This window comes from Pseudomonas sp. E102 (genome assembly GCF_052660185.1).
The window spans coordinates 3763148-3785023 of record NZ_CP084025.1 but is presented as its reverse complement, the minus strand read 5'-3'; the positions used below and the strand labels follow the sequence as shown (position 1 = coordinate 3785023).

Annotated in this window: 19 protein-coding genes; 6 read left to right on the top strand and 13 right to left on the bottom strand. The window is 60.0% G+C overall.

What is annotated here, in order from left to right:
- Position 1 precedes the first annotated feature (1 nt).
- From algG to yaaA, 7 genes are all read right to left on the bottom strand, one after another.
- The gene (algG, locus tag DOCECA_RS17315) at positions 2–1594 is read right to left on the bottom strand and encodes a mannuronan 5-epimerase AlgG (RefSeq protein ID WP_434560485.1); all 1593 of its coding nucleotides are present in this window, start codon (positions 1592–1594) and stop codon (positions 2–4) included.
- Between the two features lie 26 nt (positions 1595–1620).
- A complete protein-coding gene (locus tag DOCECA_RS17310) occupies positions 1621–3105 on the bottom strand; it encodes an alginate export family protein (RefSeq protein WP_434564143.1) in 1485 nt (494 codons plus the stop codon).
- Between the two features lie 5 nt (positions 3106–3110).
- Complete coding sequence (gene algK / locus DOCECA_RS17305; RefSeq protein WP_420765392.1) at positions 3111–4616, bottom strand: alginate biosynthesis TPR repeat lipoprotein AlgK; 1506 nt, start codon at positions 4614–4616, stop codon at positions 3111–3113.
- Between the two features lie 15 nt (positions 4617–4631).
- Positions 4632–5801, bottom strand: a complete 1170-nt coding sequence (locus DOCECA_RS17300; protein WP_420765391.1) for a PilZ domain-containing protein — start codon at positions 5799–5801, stop codon at positions 4632–4634.
- A 35-nt stretch (positions 5802–5836) separates the two neighbouring features.
- Positions 5837–7318, bottom strand: a complete 1482-nt coding sequence (alg8, locus tag DOCECA_RS17295) for a mannuronan synthase (protein WP_420765390.1) — start codon at positions 7316–7318, stop codon at positions 5837–5839.
- 100 nt (positions 7319–7418) lie between these two features.
- Complete coding sequence (locus DOCECA_RS17290; RefSeq protein WP_434607617.1) at positions 7419–8735, bottom strand: nucleotide sugar dehydrogenase; 1317 nt, start codon at positions 8733–8735, stop codon at positions 7419–7421.
- An 808-nt stretch (positions 8736–9543) separates the two neighbouring features.
- Positions 9544–10323, bottom strand: coding sequence for a peroxide stress protein YaaA (gene yaaA, locus DOCECA_RS17285; protein ID WP_445570845.1), 780 nt, complete (start codon positions 10321–10323; stop codon positions 9544–9546).
- A 190-nt stretch (positions 10324–10513) separates the two neighbouring features.
- On the opposite strand from yaaA, the gene DOCECA_RS17280 reads away from it, so the two are divergent.
- The 6 genes from DOCECA_RS17280 (at position 10514) to DOCECA_RS17255 (ending at position 15831) form a co-directional block, all read left to right on the top strand.
- Positions 10514–11638, top strand: a complete 1125-nt coding sequence (locus DOCECA_RS17280) for a polysaccharide deacetylase family protein (RefSeq protein ID WP_420765415.1) — start codon at positions 10514–10516, stop codon at positions 11636–11638.
- 337 nt (positions 11639–11975) lie between these two features.
- Complete coding sequence (locus tag DOCECA_RS17275; RefSeq protein ID WP_030139644.1) at positions 11976–13370, top strand: PhoH family protein; 1395 nt, start codon at positions 11976–11978, stop codon at positions 13368–13370.
- 246 nt (positions 13371–13616) lie between these two features.
- A complete protein-coding gene (moaC, locus tag DOCECA_RS17270) occupies positions 13617–14090 on the top strand; it encodes a cyclic pyranopterin monophosphate synthase MoaC (protein WP_434648847.1) in 474 nt (157 codons plus the stop codon).
- A complete protein-coding gene (locus DOCECA_RS17265; RefSeq protein WP_434607612.1) occupies positions 14087–14329 on the top strand; it encodes a MoaD/ThiS family protein in 243 nt (80 codons plus the stop codon). The genes moaC and DOCECA_RS17265 overlap by 4 nt, the downstream gene beginning before the upstream one ends.
- A 3-nt stretch (positions 14330–14332) precedes the next feature.
- Positions 14333–14785, top strand: coding sequence for a molybdopterin synthase catalytic subunit MoaE (gene moaE, locus DOCECA_RS17260; protein ID WP_420765385.1), 453 nt, complete (start codon positions 14333–14335; stop codon positions 14783–14785).
- Between the two features lie 269 nt (positions 14786–15054).
- Positions 15055–15831: an ABC transporter substrate-binding protein gene (locus DOCECA_RS17255; protein WP_434607610.1), complete on the top strand. Its 777-nt coding sequence runs from the start codon at positions 15055–15057 to the stop codon at positions 15829–15831.
- Positions 15832–15958: 127 nt separating this feature from the next.
- Here DOCECA_RS17255 and DOCECA_RS17250 read toward each other — a convergent pair whose 3' ends face one another.
- The 6 genes from DOCECA_RS17250 to rhlB form a co-directional block, all read right to left on the bottom strand.
- Positions 15959–16783, bottom strand: coding sequence for an IS3 family transposase (locus tag DOCECA_RS17250; RefSeq protein WP_434611621.1), 825 nt, complete (start codon positions 16781–16783; stop codon positions 15959–15961).
- An 8-nt stretch (positions 16784–16791) separates the two neighbouring features.
- Entirely contained in the window at positions 16792–17094 is a 303-nt protein-coding gene (locus DOCECA_RS17245) for a transposase (RefSeq protein ID WP_014717988.1), read from the bottom strand.
- Between the two features lie 110 nt (positions 17095–17204).
- Positions 17205–17831 carry a helix-turn-helix transcriptional regulator gene (locus DOCECA_RS17240; protein WP_420765383.1) on the bottom strand — a complete coding sequence of 209 codons (627 nt, stop codon included), beginning with the start codon at positions 17829–17831 and terminating at the stop codon, positions 17205–17207.
- Positions 17832–17918: 87 nt separating this feature from the next.
- The gene (locus DOCECA_RS17235) at positions 17919–19046 is read right to left on the bottom strand and encodes an NAD(P)/FAD-dependent oxidoreductase (RefSeq protein WP_445570844.1); all 1128 of its coding nucleotides are present in this window, start codon (positions 19044–19046) and stop codon (positions 17919–17921) included.
- A gap of 147 nt (positions 19047–19193) precedes the next feature.
- Positions 19194–20141 (bottom strand): ornithine cyclodeaminase family protein, encoded by a 948-nt coding sequence (locus DOCECA_RS17230; RefSeq protein ID WP_445570843.1) that lies wholly within the window; start codon positions 20139–20141, stop codon positions 19194–19196.
- Between the two features lie 165 nt (positions 20142–20306).
- Positions 20307–21782, bottom strand: coding sequence for an ATP-dependent RNA helicase RhlB (gene rhlB / locus DOCECA_RS17225; RefSeq protein ID WP_434560473.1), 1476 nt, complete (start codon positions 21780–21782; stop codon positions 20307–20309).
- Positions 21783–21876: the final 94 nt, after the last annotated feature.

Genomic DNA, 21876 nt, shown 5'->3' with positions numbered 1-21876 from the left:
CTCAGTCCCGCATTTCGGTCTGGCGTTCGACAGGGTCGATCAGCACGGCTTTTTGCTGGCGCACCAGCAGGTCGAGGATTTCGTCCTGGCGTTCGCCCAGGATCCCCGTGAAGCTGATGCCGCTGGATTTGGTCGGCGCAAGCATGGACACGCGGTACAGCTCGACGCTCAACGGCGAGTCGATGGACAGCGGGCCGCTGCCGTTGCCGGCCAGTTCGCCGCCGACCACGATAAGCGACACCTCGGTGTCGAACGGGTCGAGCTTGATGTCCCGGTCGGTGTCGGACAGGTCTTTGATGTGGCCATACAGACCCGTCAGGCCGTTGGCCATGGACAGGTTTTCGTACAGTCGGATGTTTACGCTGTTACGAATCCGGATGCCGTGGCGCTGGTTGCTGATCACCTTGTTGCCCCACAACAGGTTGTCACCACTCTCATAAAGCGTGATGCCGTCGGTGTGGTTCTTGTAGATCTCGTTGTAGGCGATCACGTTGTTCACACTGTTGCGGTCGATCACCACGCCCGAGAGCTTGTTGTCGTAGCTGCGGTTGTTGAAGATGAAGCTGTCATTGACCTCACGGGAAATAATGATCCCGTGCTTCTTCTTGGTTCCGTAAACGGTGTTGTCGGCAATGATCAGCCGATGGGAACGGTCGTGGGGGTCGATGCCGTAGACGATGTTGTCTTTGTAGGTGTTGCCCTTGATCACAAAGTCTTCCGTTTCGTAGCAGTAGAAGCCGTACCACATGTCCGAGAACTCGGAACCGATGATCCAGCCGGTCGGTTCCGGGCGCTTGAGGACCTTGGCCATGTTCGGCGTGTACTGGGAAATACTCACGCCGTACGACTTACTGTTGGCGTAGCCGAAGCTGGCCATCTTGGTATTGACGATGTAGGTCTCGGTACCACCCCAGGACAGCAGGAACGGACGGAACTCGTTGGGCGAACGGAACGTGGCGGGGCCGTTGTCCTTTTCGCGCCAGCCGGTGACCTTGGTGTCGCGGATGAACATGTGTCCATCGTTGACCAGGAACGAGCCTCCCTCCTGGGACAGGCGCAGTTCCTGGGTCTGCTTGTCGATTTCCAGGATGCCTTTTTCGCCCACGACAATCGGGATCCGCGCCAGGAACACCCCTGGCGACGTTTCCTTGAGGTACTGCTTGGGCACTTTCTTGACCAGGTCCTTGAGGTTCATGTAACCGTCGTCGATGAAGATGGCCTGCGGGATGCCGTGCTGACGCACCACCCACTCGGCCATCTTGTTGTCGCCGCCGATGAAGTCCTTCAAGGCGTTTTCCTGCATCATCCGGCGCACGCTGACTTTGCCGGGCTTGCTGCGCACGATCTTCGCCGCGACCGCTTCGGCGGTATAACCCTTGAGGTCGGGCAGGGTTGGCGCGGCCAGTTCCAGCGGCGCGGTCGGCGCGCTGCTGACGGTGTAGGTCTTGGCTCGTTGCAGCTCCTTGACCACGTTGCCCGGCTTGACCGCCGGTTCAACGTTGGCGAACGCCGATGAGCCGGCCAGCAGCATCGCTGCGGCCAACAGGCTGATCGAACCCTTCATCGCCTGGCTGTTCCTGAGGTAGCGGTTCATATCGGGCACTCCCATGGCCGTTCGCATCAGAAGCGCCAGATCACGTCGACAAAGGCACGATGCATGTACGAATCGACCTCTTTGCCGTAGGCGTCGCCTGGCTTGAACACGCCGCCACGCAAGCGCACCAGCGCCGACGGCTCATCTATGGATTGACTCAGCGCAGCCGGCAACAGGCCTTGCTTGAAGTACTTGGTGACCACCAGATCGACTTCCTGGCCCAGGTCCTTCTCGCCGTCGCGCAGCGGCAGGGTCGAGGTGGACAAGATGGCGCCGGTCACGTCGTCAGTGTTGTTTTGCACGGCATTGATGCCGTTGCTGCCCACCGCCTTGTTGCCGTCCACGCGCCAGAACTTGTGGTACACGAGGCTGGCGTCGTATTCGTCGCGCAGTTGCCAGGAGCCGAACAGGCTGGCGCTCTGGGTGTTGGCCATTTCGCCACGGAAGGCCTCGCCGAAACGGTGGACGCGCGAGCGGGTGCCGGTGAAGTTCGAGCGGTTACTCTGCAGGCCGTTCTGCTCGTAGTCCTCGCTGGCGCGGGCGTAGGCCGCACCGACTTGCCATTGCGGATCCAGACGCAGGCGGATACCCAGGTCGGTGGCCCAGCCGTCAACGTCGTCGCTGCGCTTGAGCTGCGCGGGGCGGGTGCCGTCGGCGTCGAGCGGGTTGACGGTGTCGCGGTCGCCGGTCATGCCGGTGATGCTTGCCCAGTAATTGACGGTGTTGGTGTTGCGCCAGTTGTAGGCATCGCTGTTGGCTTCCAGGCCGAGCCAGGTCAGGTCACCGTTCTGGGTCTTGTCCAGGGTGTCGGTGGCTTCGCCCGGGGTCGGGTAGTCCAGGCTGCCGTTGTCATGGGTGTGGTGCGCGCGGATCCCGGCCCATTGGCCTGGCATCCATTGGTACGCCACGTCACCGTAGACGTGCAGGCGATCCTCGTCCTGGGGCGACAGTTCCTTGAGGTCGGTGCGGTATTCGCTGAAACGCTCGGCCACGCCCAGGTTGGCGCGCAGCAGGGTGGTGTCGAAGGTCCAGTTCAGGGCTTCGATGTTGGTGTCGCGCCATTGCCCGTCGTCGTTGCGCAGGCGCTGGCGACCGAACTTCAACAGTTCGCCCGGATAAGGCGTGAGGCCGCTGTAGCCAATCCAGAATTCGCGCATTGCCAGGTAGCTTTTTTTGGCTTCGCGATCACCGCTGTCGGTTTGCTGGGTCGCGTCATCCGACTGCTGCAGCGTGTCGGTCTCAATGATGTCGGTGGATGTCACGGCCTGGGCCATGGCGTAGCCGCTCCAGTTACCGCTTTCGCCATAGATCCAAGGGCGCAGGTCCAGGCCGATACCGTTGACGTCGCCACCGCTCTGGGTGCCGAGGTCGCGGTCATCTTCGGACTGGCCGGTGATCTTCACTTCCAGGCCGAAATTCTTGCTTTCGGTCAGCGCCGCCAGGGTCGGGCAGGACCACAGCAGGGCAAACGACAGGCCAATACCAGCCTGTACAAAAGGGTTGAGCTTCAAAAGCTTCATAGAGGTTCCTCGCCGTCATCTTCTTTTAGGGCTTGCAGTTCCAGCGTATCGGGGCTCATGGCGCCGCGAATGGCCTGCTCTTGTTGTAGCAGGCGTTGCGCTTGTGCAAGTTGTTCCGGCGGTAATTGTGCTTCGAGGGTCTGGGCAAGCTCGGTGGCCTGCGGGGTGTTTTGTGCCTTGGCCAACTGGCTGAACACGTAAGCGTTGACCGGGTTGGGCTTGGTGCCCTTGCCTTGGGAGAACAGCTGGGCAATGGCGTAGTCGGCGCTGTTCTGGCCGTTGCGGGCGGCCTTGAGCAGGTGATCCAGAGCCTTTTGCGAGTACACCTGGCCCAGATAACCACGGCGATAGATCTGGCCGAGGTAATAATCGGCCGCCACTTCACGGCCCACGGCTTTCTGGAAGTGCGCCTCGGCGACCTTGGCGTCGGCGGGCACCCACTTGCCTTCGTAATACAGCTTGCCCAGCAACAGCTCGGCGCGCGGCTGGTCGGCGGCGCGGCCGTTTTCCAGGTACTGCATCATCTTGTCGACGTCACCCAACTCGGGGAAATCGTAAAGCAGCTGCGCCAGGCTGACCCAGGAAGCGGGGTAGCCGGGGGCGATGCCTTCGAGCAACGACTGGGCGGTTTTCTCGTCGGTCTTGCCCAGGCTCTGATCGGCCAGGACGCGGGCGACGCTGTCTACACGCTGGGCCGAGACCACACCGCGGGCGTGACCGGCTTGCATCTGCTTGATCAGCTCGGCCTGTTGTTCCGGCTGGCCGCGTTTCTGGTAGACCGTGGCCAATTCGACGTAGCAGATGTCGGTGGTCGCCAGGGCGGCCTTGCAGACCTTTTCCACTTCGTCCAGGTGCTGGTCGTACGTGCCCTGGGTGCGGTAGAGCAGGATCTGCGCCAGGCCGGCTTCCGGGTAGCCGGCGCTGCGCCATTGGCTGATCTGCTGCTGGGCGTTGACGTTCGGGAAGCTGTGGGGGTATTGCAGGTACAGCATCGCCAGCGGGATCAAGGTATTGCCTTCACCGTTGGCGAAGGCTTTTTTCAATAGGCCTTCGGCTTCGTGTCTTTCAGCCTCGGTGGATCCGGGCTTGGCCACCAGCAGGCGACCCAGGCGAGCCTGGGCGCGCGGCGAGATATCGGCGGCGGCGCGGTAGGTCGCCTCGGCTTTTCTCATCTGCTCGGGGTCGCGGCTGTCCACCTGGATATCGGCCAGGCCCACCTGTGCCTCGCTGTAGCCCAGGTCTGCCAGTTGCTGATAGTTCTGCTGCGCCAACGCCGTGTCGCCGCGCTTGAGGGCTTCGTTGGCCAAGCGCTGGTCGGGCAGGCCGGCGCAACCGGCCAGGCTGACGGCCAGTGCCAAGGCACACAACGCATAGCCTGTGTGGGAGCGAGCCTGCTCGCGATGCAGGCTGCTCGGAGTCTCAGACAGACCGCGTCGATCCCATCGCGAGCAAGCTCGCTCCCACAGGGAACGCGGCGCATTGTTGTTTTGTGGAGTGATCACGGGCATATCCTCGACTTAAAGACCAACGGCCATGGCTTTGTCGATCAGCCAGTTCAGGCTTGGGCCACGATCGCTGACGACTTCTACCGGACGGCCGGCCAGCGCGCTGTCGAGGGCTTCGTCGGGCTGGATCAGCACGCGGATATCGGAAGACAGGTCGGCGCTTTTCAGGCTGGTGCTGCTGACGATCTTGCCGGTACGGGTGGTGTCTTCGCCGGCCACCTGGAAGCTGACCGGTGTACCTGGGCGCACGTCGCCGAACTGGCGATAGGAGAAACGCGCTTCAACGTTGGCTTCGGCGCCACGTGGAACCAGTTGGAAGATCACGTCGCCCTTGCTGGCGTACTGGCCGTTGGAAACCAGTTGCTGGGCCACGATGCAGTCGCATGGCGAGGTGAGGGTGCCGGTCATTTGCTTGCCGAACAGCTCTTCAACCTTGGCCGGCTGCAGCTGGTTGTCGTCCAGGTGACCCTTGAGTACGTCCAGCATGCTGGTGCTGAAAGTCGCCAGCGGAGCGCCTTTGGCGGCCAGGCCGTCGGCCTTGACCAGGCTCTGCACGGTGCCGTCGCGCGGCATGGTGATGGCCATGCCCGGTACGTTGACGATGCCGGCCTGGGCGTGGCTGACGAAGTACATGCCGTATACCGACTTGAAGATGAAACCGAACGCCGCCAGGCCGACAATGAAGATGCCCAGGCTGAAGGTCACGGCGCGCAGGCGGCCGAAGGCGCTCATGCCACCGTTGTCATCTTTCTGTTTGCGGGCCTTGGTGAAGTTGTCGCGTTGCAACGTCGCCAGCACGTCGCCGACGCCCACGATGTCGCCGGCCAGGTGCGAGGTGATGATATGGCGCAGTGTCGAGATGTCACGCGGCTCCAGGTTCTGGAACTGGCAACCGGTGCGGCCGGTCTGGCGGTCGTGGGAACGGATTTGCAGCTCCACGTCCATGGCCAGGCCAAGGTTGTCGATCACGAACTGCAGGCGGGCCTTGTACGTCTCGCCAACCTTGAGCGGCATCTGGCCGGCGTTGAAGCACAGCCCACCGGCCGACAGGTCCAGGACCTTGACTTCCATGGGCGTACGGTCTGGGCCGAAGAAGCGCAACTTGGCCGGGATTTTGACCCGGGCGTGTTGGCGTTGGGCTTCGGATTCATGCACTACGTTGACATTCACGGCGGTGTTCATAGGGGCGATTTCCTAGTTAATTCAGGCAAGTTCGGTCAGACCATCGTCAGCAGCACGGCGACAAAGATGCTGCCGGCGGAGAAGGTCATGGTCCGAGACGACCAGGTGTTGAACCAACGTTGAAAGCTGGCGAGATCACGGGTCAGGTGGGTGGGCTGGCGGGTCCAGGACTGTTGATCGAGGCGGAAGAACACATAGATCTTCACCATCGCGCCGACGATCTGGTTGTAATAGAGAATCGCCGGGTAGGCCGGGCCGATCCGGTGTCCGGAGCACGACAGCAACAGGGTCAGTAGCAGCCGCGTGATGCCGATCCACAGCAGGTACACCAGGATGAACGCGGTGCCGTACTTGATGCTGGCGATGATCGCCACGGTCAAGCCCAGCAGCGAAGTCCACATCGAGACGCGCTGGTCGAACAGCACCACCGACGTGAACAGGCCCAGACGCCGCAGACCCAGGCCCAGGGCCCGGGAGTTCTGCCGCAGGTTGTTGCCGTACCAACGGAACATCAACTTGCGACTCGCCTTGATGAAGCTTTTTTCCGGCGGATGCTCAACCGTGTTGATGGCCGCGTCTGGCACGTAGAACGTGTCGTAGCCCAGGCGCATCAGGCTGAACCAACTCGATTTGTCATCGCCGGTGAGGAACTTGAAGCGGCCCAGGCGCCAGTGTTGCAGCGAGTCGCTTTCCACGTCGGCGATGAAGTCCGGGTTGGTGACCACGGTCGCGCGGAATACGGACATGCGTCCGGTCATGGTCAACACGCGCTTGGACAGGGCCATGGAGCACATGTTGATGTGACGCTGGGCGAAACGCAGCTTGTGCCACTCGCTCATGATGTAGCCGCCGCGTACTTCGCAATATTCGTTGGTGGTCAGGCCGCCGACATTGCCGAACAGTTGGAACCACGGCACGGTCTTGCGCACCACGCCCTCGGCGAGGACGGTGTCGCCATCGATCACCGCGACCACCGCGCGATCGTCTGGCAGGTGGCGGGAGATGGCGCGAAAGCCGTAGGCCAGGCCGTCACGCTTGCCGGTGCCAGGGATGCGCACGAAGTCCAGCTTGACGTGCTCGGGCGGGTTCATGCGGGCCCAGAGGCTCTTGACCAGCAACTCGTCGGACATTTCCACGATGGAGCAGACCACGGTGGTGGGCAGCCCGCACTCGATGGCTTCGCGAATTACCGAGCCATAGACCTGGGCGGTGGTCAGCGCATCGATGCGAAAGCTGGTCACCATCAGGTACACATGGGACGGGTCCGCCGCCTTGCCCAACTTGCGAACCTTGCGGCGCAGGTGTGGGTAGACGATGTACAGGAAGATCATGCCGCGCACGAAATGCGTTGCTCCCATGGAGTAACGCCAAATGCCCACGGCGCCGATCAGGAAGATGAAGTCCTTGGATTCGGCGTCGAACGTGGACGTGGGCAACGCCGTGGCGATGCCCATCAGTAAACTCAAGTAAAACAGCCAACCGGCGGCCTGAAGCAGGCCGTGCTTTAGCCTGTGCATAATCTGCATCCGTCTCTATCTCGGGCGGGCCCTGGGGGCGGCCCGATGGGTTAAGGCAGGCGAAAGGCCGGCCGGGGCGAGCCCCGGCCGGCTAACAGACTTACCAGCAGATGCCTTCGGTCCGGCCATTCGCAGAGGTGGCCTTGGACATGAACCCAACCAGGTCGATGACCTGCTTGCCTTCCGGTACGTTCTCGGTCAGCGCGCGGAACTTCTCGTCGCGGTTGCCGAGGATGATGATGTCGGAGCTGTCGATCACCGCGTCGAAGTCGGAGTTGAGCAAGGACGAGACGTGAGGGATCTTCGACTCGATGTAATCCTTGTTCGCACCGTGGACACGGGCGTATTCGACGTTGCTGTCGTAGATGCGCAGGTCGTAGCCCTTGCCGATCAGCATTTCCGCCAGCTCTACCAGCGGGCTCTCACGCAGGTCATCGGTGCCGGCCTTGAAGCTCAGGCCCAGCAGGGCGACTTTGCGCTTGTCATGGCTGGATACGATGTTGAATGCGTTCTGAACCTGGGATTCGTTGCTGCGCATCAGCGAGTTCAGCAGCGGTGCTTCCACGTCCAGGGAGCCTGCACGGTAGGTCAGGGCGCGCACGTCCTTGGGCAGGCACGAGCCGCCGAAGGCGAAGCCTGGGCGCATGTAGTACTGGGACAGGTTCAGGGCCTTGTCCTGGCAGACCACGTCCATTACTTCACGGCCATCGACGCCGACAGCCTTGGCGATGTTGCCGATCTCGTTGGCGAAGGTGACCTTGGTGGCGTGCCACACGTTGCAGGTGTACTTGATCATCTCGGCGACGGCGATGTCCTTGCGGATGATCGGCGCATCGAGTTCTTCGTACAGCGATTGCAGGACGTCGCCCGAGGCTTTGTCGAACTCGCCGATGACGGTCATTGGCGGCTGGTCGTAATCCTTGATCGCGGTGCTTTCGCGCAGGAACTCAGGGTTTACCGCAACGCCGAAATCAACGCCGGCTTTCTTGCCGGAGCAATCTTCGAGGATCGGGATAACGACGTTGGCCACGGTGCCTGGCAGTACGGTACTGCGGACCACGATGGTATGGCGGGTGGTCTTCTCGCGCAGTACAAAACCGATTTCACGGCACACTGCTTCGATGTAGTTCAGTTCCAGGTCGCCATTCTTCTTACTTGGCGTGCCGACGCAAATCATCGACAGATCGGTATCACGAATTGCTTCGGCGAAGTTGGTAGTACCACGCAACCGACCTGTTTGAATGCCTTGCGCCAACAGCTCGCCAAGACCCGGTTCAACGATCGGGGATTTACCCGCGTTGATCATGTCGATTTTGTCTTTGGCGACATCTACGCCAACTACGTCATGGCCCCGTGCAGACAGGCAACCGGCACATACTGCACCGACGTAACCCAAACCAAATATGCTAATGCGCATCGCATTTACCTCTGTTTTCACGCCATTAAATGGCCGGAGTTAATAGTGTTCAGCGGTCATCGTGCACTCGGAAGTGTGGAATGCAGGCGCCACAGTGCCGTGTGCAGGCATACAAAGTTCCGAGTGTCTAAATAATTGCACTCAAGTTGTGCGCAAAGCGGCCTAGTTGTTATGACCTGCCCTGTTATGCAGCCAGTCCTCGTTGGCGGGACGTCGGTGCAAAAGATCCTTCACTTCAGACTCCTGGCAAAAAGCCCACAAAATCAGAAGCTTGTGTGCTCGGGGGAGCACGTTAATAGGGGCGCAGCCTTGGCCTTGTAGGGGATACTAATGGTGCATTATCTCCCGTCCTTCAGGGTGGATCCAATTAGACGACCGTTTCGCTAAGTTGTCGTTACAACTCTGTTACTCCGGACGACGTGCCACGTAAGTTATCTCGTACATCCTCGGCGAGAATCGTTACGGGTGGTATGAGCCGTGCGTTTTGACATAGTTCCGATCCGCTCATCGCCATTTTCGAAATTTTTCGAAATATCTGCCTAGATGGCACTGCCCTCATAGTGATAGCACTCGCGTTTTTAGCCTTTAGTTTCGGGGAGTTGAGGGGGGTAGATAGTTTTGTGCCACTACTGATGAAAAATTTCCGTGCCACTACGGAAAAATCTGACATTTGTCGAGTGAAAGAAAAGTTAGCGCGGTGTGTGTTTGTTTTATTGGCGCCAAGAAAGTGGCAAGTAGGGAGGGGAATCGGGATGACATCTAGCGAAGTGATCGAGGCCCCTTATCGGGGCCTGAAAGAGGTATTGCGTTATTGCGGGGCGTGGTCGCGCAAGAAGACCAGTTTTTCCGGGGTGGATTGTTCGGGGTTGTAGCGATAACCCTGCACATCAAACTCCCTTAGTGCAGTGGGATTATTAATGCGTTGTTCGATGACAAATCGGCTCATCAGGCCCCGGGCTTTTTTCGCGTAGAAGCTGATGATCTTGTACTGGCCGTTCTTGAGTTCCTTGAATTCGGTATCGATCACCCGTGCCTTCAGGGCACTGCGTTTAACCGCCGAGAAGTATTCATTGGAGGCGAGGTTCAACAACACGTCGTCACCCTGTTCGGCCAAGGCTTCGTTCAACCATTCGCTGATGCGGGTGCCCCAGAAGGCGTAAAGATCCTTGCCCCGGGCATTGGCCAGTTTCGTGCCCATCTCCAGGCGATAAGGTTGCATCAGGTCCAGGGGACGCAGCAGGCCATATAAACCGGACAGCATGCGCAGGTGCTGTTGGGCGAAATCGAAATCGGCGTCACCGAGGCTTTGCGCATCGAGGCCGGTATAGACGTCGCCTTTGAAGGCCAGCAATGCCTGTTTGGCGTTGGCGGGGGTGAACGCCGGGTTCCAACTGCCGAATCGTGCTGCGTTGAGGCCGCCGATCTTGTCGGAAACGTGCATCAGTTCGCTGATCTGGGCCGGCGAAAGTTCGCGTAGTTGCTCGACCAGCTCCTGGGAGTGGTCAAGGTATTGCGGCAGGGTGAAGCGCTCGATGGCCGGCGGTGTTTCGAAATCGAGGGTCTTGGCGGGGGAAATCACCATCAGCATGCAGACGTCTCCTTTGAGGGTGCGGCGATTCTAGGGGGTTGTCCGGGTGGACTCCAGCTATTGGGGTGATAGGGGATGGATGGTGGTGGTGCCTTTGTGGCGAGCAAGCAAGCTCCCTCGCCACAAAGGCAGGTTCTCCAAGAAGGATCAGCTATCATGCCGCGCGGGTTTCGTTATGGAGACATCCCCTTTGCGTATCGCCCTTCTATTGTCGGCCTGGCTGTTGAGTTTCGCTGCGATCGCCGCACCCAACGACGTCGCCACCTTGGACCGCAGCACCTGGCCTGAGCAACTCACCAATCCGACGCTGTTCGATGTTGCCTCGCGCGCCGAGATCCTGATGTTCGCCCGGGTATTGCTGGACGTCGATGCCATGGATGAAGTGGCGCTAAAGCAGTACCTTGGGCTGCGCTCGGTCAATATGGCGGCGGTCGACGCGTTGCGCACACGGCTGTGGCAGCGTCTGCTATCGAGTTACAACTTTGCCCAGCGAAGCTGTGAATTGGATGCCTCCTTCTGCTATCTGGTGGAAAACATGGCGACCCTGCGAGAAGAAGCGGGCAGGTTCCAACTCGATGATAATTCCTACTACATCAAGTGGGCCGAGCCGAGCCGGATCTTCCACACCCACTATCGGGACGAGTTGTTGCGCAAGGCGGCGCTGTTTCCCCAGGTCAGCAGTGAAATCGAGCGTTTCGGCGATTACGAGCGCAACGGCGAGCAGATGAACGACCGGCTGTTCTTGCTGACCTTCGACAGCGGCGCCAACATCGCGCCGGATAACACCCCGTGGCTGACCGAATACCTGCGAAAATCGAACATGAACGGTACGTTCTTCGTTCTCGGCAAGGATATCCAGGCGCGGCTGGCGGATCGCTCGGTCAATGATCTGCAGAGCCTCTATTCCAGGCAATGCGTCGGTGTGCAGGGCTGGGAGTTTCGCTCTCACAGCTATTGGCAGGATTGGCAAGACTCGGTGCGGCGCAGTGTCGACCTGGTCAAGGGCAAGCTGCCGGAGAATTTCGTGCCGCTGTTCCGCCCGCCCCAAGGCCAACGCCGGGGCGATGCGCAATCATTCTTCCAGGCACAGGGCCTGCAAGTGGCGCTGTGGGATATCGATCCTCAGGACAGCACCAACCGCCTCAAGCCCGAACAGAGTGCCCAGCGGGCGCTGACCTTGATGCTGTTGTGGCGCCATGGCGTGATCAACTTCAACGCCAAGCAGGATGCGGTGAAAATCGCACTGCCCTGGCTCGTAGCGCAAACGGCGCAGAGCGGGATCGGCTGGGAGGAATGTCAGGACGCGTTTCGCTGAAAGATGGGAAAGGCCCGGAAACATTGGGCGGGGTGGGTTTTTTGGCACGCATTCGGTGCGACCCGACTTCCGACTTTAACGGTGCGACAGCGGTACGCCAAGGGTTATTCGTCACTCTGAAAAATAAACTTCAAAAAAGCGTCAAAGTGCTTTTTCCTGTCATGTGTTTTGGAGTATCAAGAAGTCAGACCGCCGAAACCTGCAACACAGGTGGCGTCTTCCAAGACCCAGATTGTGTGCAGTTCACCTGAATCCTCGCGGGTGAATTCGGTGGCTACCTCGAGGCGCAGCACTGTCACGGTATTGCGTCGAATGGCCCCCACATAGGTGACCGAGTATGGATGACCACGGACGTAGCCCTTCCTCCAACCAGCCAATCCTCTATGTACTCGATACCAACGTATTGATCCACGATCCAAACGCGCTCCTGAACTTCGAAGAACACCACGTAGCCCTCCCGATGACCGTCCTTGAAGAGCTGGACAAGCTCAAGAGTGGGCATCACAGCGTGGCGGCCGAATGTCGCCAGGCGATCCGCCTGATCGACAAGACCCTGGGGGACGCCTCTCCCGAGGACGTCGAACTCGGCGTACCGATCCAACGTGGCAAAAGCGGCCCCAAGGGCCTGCTCTCGATCCTGATGAGCAAGCGCACCGAACCCAACCTGGTGCTGCCTGAACATCTTAACGACAACATCATCATCAACCAATTGATCGACCTGCACGCGCGCAACAAGGATCAGGCCGTGGTGCTGGTGACCAAAGACATCAACATGCGCCTCAAGGCCCGCGCCTGCGGGATTGCGGCCGAGGACTACAGCACCGACCAGCTGGTCGACGACGTGTCGCTGCTGCCCAACGGCTACCACACGATGACCGGCTCTTTCTGGGACCGCGTGAGCAAGGTCGAAACCCGCCAGGACCATGGCCGCACGTGGCACCAGGTGCAACTGATCGACAATCTGCCGGCGGTGCACATCAACGAATTCATCATCGACGAACAAGGCTTTGTCGGCTGGATCAAGGAAATCCAGGTCGACAAACTGCTGATCCTCGACTTGCATCAGGAACCCTTGTTGCATCAGGAGGCGTGGGGCCTCAAGCCTCGTGACATCTACCAGAGCCTGGCGCTGTTCGCCTTGCTCGATCCGGATATCCACCTGGTCAACCTGTCCGGTGCGGCTGGTTCCGGCAAGACCATCCTGGCCCTGGCCGCTGCTATCGAGCAGACCATGGTCAGCAAGCGTTACCGGCGCATCATCGCCACCCGCAGCGTGCAGGGCCTGGACCAGGAGATTGGCTTTTTGCCCGGCACCGAAGCGGAAAAAATGGAGCCGTGGCTGGGCGCGATTACCGACAACCTCGAAGCCTTGCACATGGATGACGAAAGCACCCATGGCAGCGTCGACTACATTCTCAGCAAAGTGCCGTTGCAGTTCAAATCCCTCAACTACATCCGAGGCCGCAGCTTCCAGCAAAGCCTGATCTTGATCGACGAATGCCAGAACCTGACGCCGCACCAGATGAAAACCATCATCACCCGTGCCGGCGCCGGTTCCAAAGTGGTGTGCCTGGGTAACCTGGCACAGATCGACACCCCATACCTGTCCGCGACCAGCTCCGGGCTGACCTACCTGACCGAACGCTTCAAGGACTTCCCCAACGGGGTCCACATCACCCTGCAAGGCGTACCGCGCTCGATCCTGGCCGAATACGCTGAGTCTCATCTGTAACACCAGCCGAACCGGGCGACCTCACCGTCGCCCGGTTCTTCCATGCACCACATAACCCTGTGGGAGCGAGCCTGCTCGCGAATGCGGTGTGCCAGCCAAATATTTTTATCTGAAGCACCGCTTTCGCGAGCAGGCTCGCTCCCACCAAGGATCTTCAGTGGTCTGCTAATTACGGGCACGACAATCAGCCCTGCCAGAATCTGACCCACGGGTTTACAATCGACGCTCCTGATCAGGAGTAACCCTGTGCTGACTCATCTCGATTCCCAAGGTCGCGCCAATATGGTCGACGTGACCGACAAGGCCGTGACGTTCCGTGAAGCCACGGCTGAAGCCTTTGTGCGAATGCTGCCCGATACCCTGCGGATGATCGTCAGCGGCGGCCATCCCAAGGGCGACGTGTTTGCCGTTGCCCGCATCGCCGGCATCCAGGCTGCGAAGAAAACCAGCGACCTGATTCCGCTCTGCCACCCGCTGATGCTCACCGGCGTCAAGGTCGAGCTCAATGCCGAAGGCGAGGACCGGGTACGTATCGTTGCCCGTTGCAAACTGTCGGGGCAGACCGGCGTGGAAATGGAAGCGCTCACCGCCGCCAGCGTCGCCGCGCTGACTATTTATGACATGTGCAAGGCCGTGGACCGGGGCATGACCATCGAAGGCGTGCGGGTGCTGGAAAAGCTTGGCGGCAAGAGTGGTCATTTCCAGGCGGATGCATCATGAAAATCACTGTGAAGTTTTTTGCTCGCTACCGCGAAGCGCTCGGCGTGGACTCGGTTAAGGTGGAAGGCGGTTTCGCCACGATTGACGACGTGCGCGCCTTGCTCGCGCAGCGTGACGGCGCCGAAGTGCTGAGAGAGCAAAACCTGATGTGTGCCCGCAACGAGGATCTCTGTCAACTCGACGAGCCAGTGGCGGACGGCGATGAGGTGGCGTTCTTTCCCACCGTGACCGGAGGCTGAGCTATGGCGATTCGGGTACAGGTGGAACCGTTCGACCCGGGCAGCGAAGTCAACGCGATGCACGCGGCCAATGTCGGCGTGGGTGCTGTGGTCAGTTTTGTCGGCTACGTGCGCGACTTCAATGACGGCCTCGATGTGTCCGGGATGTTCCTGGAGCATTATCCGGGCATGACCGAGAAAGCGCTGGGCAAGATCGCCATCGAGGCCGAGCAGCGCTGGCCATTGCTCAAGCTTGAAGTGCTGCACCGCATCGGCGCCTTGGAGCCGGGTGAGCCGATCGTTTTTGTCGGCGCCGCCAGCGCCCACCGCCAGGCGGCGTTCGACGCCTGCGCCTTTGTCATGGACTACCTCAAGACCCGCGCGCCGTTCTGGAAAAAAGAAAACACCGTCGATGGCCCGCGCTGGGTCGAAGGGCGGGACAGTGATCATGCGGCGGCGGATCGCTGGAAGCAGTAGTCCACGTCGTTTCTTCGCAATACTTATGCCCGCATCGCGAGCAAGCTCGCTTCCACAGTGGCGCTTCGTTGCACACAATGTTTGTGTCTGACACAGATCCCCCTGTGGGAGCGAGCCTGTTCGCGATGAGGCCGGTAGCCTCCCATCACTTTCGCCTGTTTCCCCAATTGACGATGTGTACATTAAAGTCCAGTATGGATTTATAAGTACAAAATCAGTCGCACCTGCCTTTCTCTGCCAAACCAACAACAACCCGCGAGAGAACGATTATGAAGAAACTCCCCCTCATCACTGGTCTGGCCTTGAGTCTGTTGGCCTCCAGTAGCCTGTTCGCCGCCGATAAAACCTTGCGCATCGGTATCGAGGCGGCTTATCCGCCGTTTGCTTCGAAAACCTCGGAGGGGAAAATCGAGGGGTTTGACTACGACATCGGCAATGCCTTGTGCGCACAGATGCAGGTGAAGTGCGAGTGGGTCGAGGGTGAGTTCGATGGGCTGATCCCGTCGCTCAAAGTGAAGAAGATCGACTTGGCCCTGTCGTCCATGACCATCACCGAAGAGCGCAAGAAGTCGGTGGATTTTACCCACAAGTATTACTTCACCTCATCGCGCCTGGTCATGAAGGAAGGGGCGTCGGTCGATGACCAGTACGCCAGCCTCAAGGGCAAGACCGTCGGCGTGCAGCGCGCCACCACCACGGACCGTTTCGCCACGGAGGTCTTTGAACCCAAGGGCGTTACGGTCAAGCGCTACAGCAATAACGAAGAAATCTACATGGACCTGGCGTCGGGTCGCCTGGATGCGATTTTTGCCGACACCATTCCTTTGGAAGACTTCCTGTCGATGCCTCGTGGCAAGGGCTATGCCTTCGTCGGGCCGGAGCTCAAGGACCCGAAATACGTCGGCGAGGGCGCCGGGATTGCGGTGCGCAAGGGCAACACCCAATTGGTGGCGGATTTGAACAAGGCCATCGATGGGATTCGGGCCAATGGCGAGTATCAGAAAATCCAGGCCAAGTATTTCAAGTCGGATATCTACGGCGATTGATCGATAGCCTTCGCGAGCAGGCTCGCTCCCACAGAGGATTTGTGTCGTGCACGAGATATGTGTGCAATGCGATTCAATGGGGGAGCGAGCTTGAACTGGTCAAGTAATCTTGGACACCGATTAAGGTTCACGCCGCCAACCTTTCCTTCGCGACCGGCGACCGGTAGTCGTTGTAGCTGTGAGGCCTGCTGATGTTGTAGCGCGAGACATAGCGCTGCACGTCTGCCCGGGCCTCATGTTCCAGTTTGTAGCCCGTTTCAGGAACCCACTCTGATTTCAAACTACCAAAGAAACGCTCCATGGGGGCGTTGTCCCAGCACTCGCCTTTACGGCTCATACTTTGCCTAAACCCGTGTTTCACAAGCTCGTTTCGGAATTTATGACTGGTGTACTGACAACCTTGGTCTGAATGAAACAACACATCCTGGGGGTGGCCGCGTAGCTCAACCGCCATGCGTAGCGCTTCGCAGGTCAGGTTGGCATCAGAAATCATCGAGAACGACCAACCCACGATCCTCCGAGCGTACAGATCCAGAACGGCGGCGAAGTACATCCACCGCTTGCCGACCTTGATGTAAGTCACGTCGCCACACCACACCTGGTTAACCGCCGTTACATCAAATTTTCGCTTGAGCACGTGCGGCGCCACCAATGCCTCAACGCCCGGCGACTTGTACTTATGGCGCCTGCGCTGACGACTAGCGATGCCAGCTTCGCGCATCAAACTGCGAGCCATATAACGTCCGATACGATGCCCTTTGGCTTTTAGCTCCTTGGACAAAGTACGTGCGCCGGCCGACTCTCTGGACGCCCTGTGGTGCCTGACCAGCGCGGCTTTGAGCTTGTCCCGTTCAGGATTTGCTCTGCCTTGGCGCTGGCGCCAGGCGTAGAAACTACTGCGGTTGATCCCAAACGCCCGGCAACACCTTTTAACGCCGTATTGCTCGTCCAGCTCATCGATCAGCGTGAATGATCTTTGGCGTCCAAAAGCAGGAGAGCACTGGCCTTTTTTAGGATTTCAATGTCCAGGTCTTTCTCCCTGAGTAGGGCTTTGAGCCTCTGGATTTCTCGCTGATCAGCGGTAATCGCCTTGGCCCCTACCGGGGTCGAACCCAGGCGTTCTTTTTGCACTTGATCGACCCAGCGGCGCAGAGCAGTGGGGCCGATATCTAGGCTGGCACAGACCTCGGTAACCGGCTGGCCTTCATCCAGCACCATGCTGGCAGCCTTGAGCTTGAACTCACTCGAATAAGATTTACGCATATCCAAACACCTCAGATTTGGGCGCTATCATAGCGCCCGATTGAAGTGTCCAAAATCATTAGGCCAGTTCAGCTTGCTCGCGATGGCGTCAGGCCAGGCAACCCAAAACCTCAGCCCTTCAATTCCTTCAGATGCTTGTACACCGTCGCCCGCCCCATGTTCAGCACATTGGCCACATAGTTGGACGCGCTCTTGCCCTTGAACGCGCCTTCAGCATGCAGCGCCAACACCAGCTCGCGTTTGTGGTCGCGGGTCAGCAGGTTCAGGCTCAGTTGACGCTCGCGCATCCAGGCGTGCAGGAAAGTGTTGATCCGCTCCTGCCAGTCATCACGAAACAGTGAATCCGGCTGGGGAATCAATTTGCCTGGCGACAGGAACAGATCCAGCGCGGCCTTGGCATTCTCGAACAGCGAAATATTCAGGTTGATGCACAGCACCGCCAGCGGATGACCGTTTGCATCGCGCAGGACGCTGCTGAGGCTGCGAATCTTCTGTCCGTCCCAGTTCAGTTTTTCGTACGGCCCGATGTTACGTTCGCTGACGTCCTCACTGAGCATGTCTTCCAGGGACGAGTCATCGCCGATTTCGCGCTTGGACAGGTTATTGGCGATGTAGTCGACCTTCTGGGTGCGCAGGTCATGCAACACCACTTCCGCGTGGGGGTAGAACAGTGTGGCGATGGCATCGGCGATAGTGCGGAAGTTATCGAGTGTCGGATTGGCTTGCGGGGCATTCATGACGGGACTCCAGACGGTCAGCGCCCCGTGGAACAGGGGCGCGAGGGAGTGTGCCGCAATCGTGGCGATGCGTCACCTCACCGAAGGTCAACCCAGGCGAGTGGGCGATAGCATCGCGGCGTTCAGGCCGAAACGGGTCAAAGGCTCAGGCAGTGGTTCACCGCGCGCCAGTGCCGCGCTTGCCTGGCCCATGGCAGGGGAGGTCTGGATGCCATAGCCCCCCTGGGCCGCGACCCAGAAAAGGCCGGGTACTTGTGGGTCGAAGCCGGCCAGCAGATCACCGTCAGGCACGAAGCTACGCAATCCGGCCCAGGTGCGGGTCGGACGGCGAATGGTCAGGGTGGTCGCCTCTTCGATCTGGTAGATGCCCATGGCGATGTCCAGCTCTTCGGGCTGTACGTCGTGTGGTTCGACCGGGTCGGCATTGGCCGGAGAGCCGAGGAACATGCCAGCGTCCGGCTTCATGTAGAAGGATTCGTCGAGGCTCACCAGCATCGGCCAGTCGTGGATATTCACACCCTCGGGGCCGGCGAAAATGAACGCCGCCCGCCGCTTGGGTTGCAGGCCCAGCTTGCGCGCGCCGGCCATTTCGGCCACTTGATCGGCCCAGGCGCCGGCCGCGTTGATCAGCACCGGCGCGTAGAACGTCTGGCTGGCGGTCCTGACCTGCCATCGCCCTTGGTCGTCGCGGATCAAGTCCAGCACTTCGCTGTCGGTGTGTACCTCGCCGCCGCTGCGACGGATACCGCGCAGATAGCCTTGGTGCAGCGCATCGGTATCGATATCGCAAGCCGTGGGGTCGTAGATCGCGCCGTGGACTTTATCCCGTCGCAGGATCGGCAGGCGCAGGCAGGCCTCTTCGGCGCTGAGCAATTGCATTTGCGGCACCGTGGCTTTGGCGCTGAGGTATTGGTTACCAAGCTCGGCCGGGTCGCCGATGAAATCCACCGTCATTTCGCCGCGCGGGGTGAGCAACGGGTGTTCGCAGAACCCGGCTGGTGGTGCGTCGAAGAAATCCCGGCTGGCCTGGGTCAATGCCCGTACCTGAGGGGTGCCGTAGGCTGCGGTGTACAACGCCGCCGAGCGTCCGGTGGAGTGATAGGCCGGATGGGATTCGCGTTCAAGCACAATGACCCGGCCGTGGGGTGCGAGCCAGTAGCCGGTGGAAGCACCGGCGATGCCGCCGCCAATGATGATGAAGTCTGCTGAGATCATAAAGTTCTCCTGTCGAGCACATTGCCGGGAGTTTCCGTGAACCTGTGGGAGCGAGCCTGCTCGCGAAAGCGGTGTGTCAGTCACGCGTATTTATCTGATAAACCGCTTTCGCGAGCAGGCTCGCTCCCACAAGGGAAAATGGGTGTGTCAGTCGAGAAGTTGGTAAAGCGCATTCGCCAGCGCAACATCCTCCAGCCCCAACCCAATGGAACGGAAAAACACATGGCGCTCATAGTTTGGTCGCGCCGCACGTTCGCTCAGCAGATCGGGCAAGTCACCCACAATGCTTGAAGGCTCCCAGCCATGCTGTTCAGCGGCGATCAACATCTCGCCAGCCGAGCCCGGAGTGGTCTGACGATAGTCGCAGAACACATCCATGTCGTTGAGGCTCTGGGGCGGTACTTCATGCGCGCGCGGGGCGTTGGTGCTGATGGATGTGATCAACGTCGGTTTGCCGAGGGTCTGCGGGTCTAGCACTGCCCGGGCGGAGGAGGTGCAGAGCATCACCACATCGGCGTCGTGCAGTGCCGCTTCAAGGGTGTCGGCGATTTGCAGGCGCGGGTCCAGGCCTGTTATCGAGGCAAGTTGTTCTGCCGATTTGGCCTTCAGGCTTGGCGAATAGAGACTGATGCCTTGCCAATCCCGCAGTCCCTTGACGTACTGCACATGGGCGCGCGCCAGCGCGCCACTGCCGATCACCGCCAGGCGCCTGGCGTTGTGCGGGGCGAGGGCATCGATGGCGACGGCGGTGGTGGCGGCGGTGCGGACGGTCGTCAGCTCGGCGGCATCGCACAGCATCAACGGCTGGCCGGTCTGCATCGACATCAGCAAAGTCCAGGCGGTGATGAGTGGCCCTTGCTCGCGCACGATGTAGGGCGAGGTCTTGACCCCATAGACCTGGTCTTGAGCCAGCACACCGAGGAAGTTGATGAAGTCCCCGGCGCCCTCGGGAAACACCACCCTTTGCTGGGGCGGCTGCACCGCTTGCCCGGCCGCAAGATCGCGGAACAGCTTGCGCAGGACTGCCAGCACATCGACGTGCCCGAGCAGTTCTCGGGCCTGGGCTTGGGTCATGACATGAGGCGTATTGGTCATCGTAGACTCCGGGTGTCTCGAGTAAACTAATTTGTCCATTATGGACTTTTAGTTTATCCGAGCAATATCCCCGGGCAAAAAAAACGCAGCCTGAGTTGGCTGCGCTGATCATTCCCACGCGCTGCGTGGGAATGCCTCAATGGACGCGTTGCGTCCGTCTCGACGTTAGGGCCGCTTGCGCTCAACCGGCCGCAACAGATGAGTCGGTGGCATCTCGCAACTGATCTTGCGACCCAGCAGCGCTTCGATCGACGGCAACTGGTAAGAGTCGTCTTCGCCGGCAAAGCTGATCGATACACCTGCTGCCCCGGCACGACCCGTGCGACCAATGCGGTGCACATAGTCGTCCGGTACTTCAGGCAAGGTGAAGTTGATCACATGGCTGATGCCGTCGATGTGAATGCCCCGACCCGCCACATCGGTGGCGACCAGCACGCGGATCTTGCCTTCGCGGAAACCTTCCAGTGTCTTGATCCGCTTGTGCTGCGGCACGTCGCCCGAGAGCTGGGCGGCGTTGACGCCGTCGCGCACCAGGCGTTCCTCGATGCGGCGCACTTCGTCCTTGCGGTTGGCAAATACCATCACCCGCTCCCAGCCATTGTCGTTGACCAGGTTGTAGAGCAGCTTGTACTTGTCGGCACCGGCGACGGCGTAGATGTGCTGCTCCACATTTTCACTGGCGACGTTCTCGGCTTCGATCTCGACGATGGCCGGGTCGGTGGTCCATTGCTTGGCGAGGTTCATCACATCGTCGGTGAAGGTGGCGGAGAACAGCAGGGTCTGGCGTTCGCTTTTCGGCGGGGTCTGGCGAATGATCTGGCGGACCTGGGGAATGAAGCCCATGTCGAGCATGCGGTCGGCTTCGTCCAGCACCATCACTTCGACCATGTCCAGGTGCACGTCGCCGCGCTGGTTGAAATCCAGCAGGCGGCCCGGCGTGGCCACGAGGATGTCGCAGTGGCGGGCTTCGAGGTGCTTGAGCTGCTTGTCGAAATCCATGCCGCCCACGAACGTCATCACGTTCAGACCGGTGTACTTGGTCAGGTCGGCGGCGTCCTTGGCGATTTGCACCACCAGTTCGCGGGTCGGCGCAATGATCAGCGCGCGCGGTTCGCCCATATAGCGTTCCTTGGGCGGTGGGGTCTGAAGCAATTGGGTAATGATGGAAATCAGGAATGCGGCGGTCTTGCCGGTACCGGTCTGGGCACGGCCGATGGCGTCTTTGCCCGCGAGGGTGTAACCGAGCACCTGCGCCTGGATCGGCGTGCAATAGGGAAAGCCCAGGTCCTGGATGGCATGCATCAATTCAGGGGCGAGCTTGAAATCGTGGAAGCGGGTCTTGCCTTCCTGGGGCTCTACGACAAAGTCCTCGAGCTTCCAGGCGACGACGGGCGGTTTTGGTGCGCGTTCGCGGCGCGGCCTTGGCGCTTCGCTGCGTGGCTTTTCCTGGGTAGGGGCCGCGACAGGCTGGGCTGCGGTGGCGGTTGGCGGCGTTGTTTTCGCCTCCGCAACCGGCGGTGCGGTCCGGCGCGACTGCTGCGCATCGGCGCGGTTCGGGGCCTGGGGCGCGCTGGCGACAGGCGCGAGCTGCTCGGCCTCGCTTTTACCGAACATCTTCTTGAGTGCTTTGAGCACGGTCATCTCATCGATTGGTTAAGGAATGTACGCCGGCCAGTGTAATGCAAGAAACGGGCGCGGCGTAGTGTGTTCATCAAAGCGCTGGCGTGCGATAGGC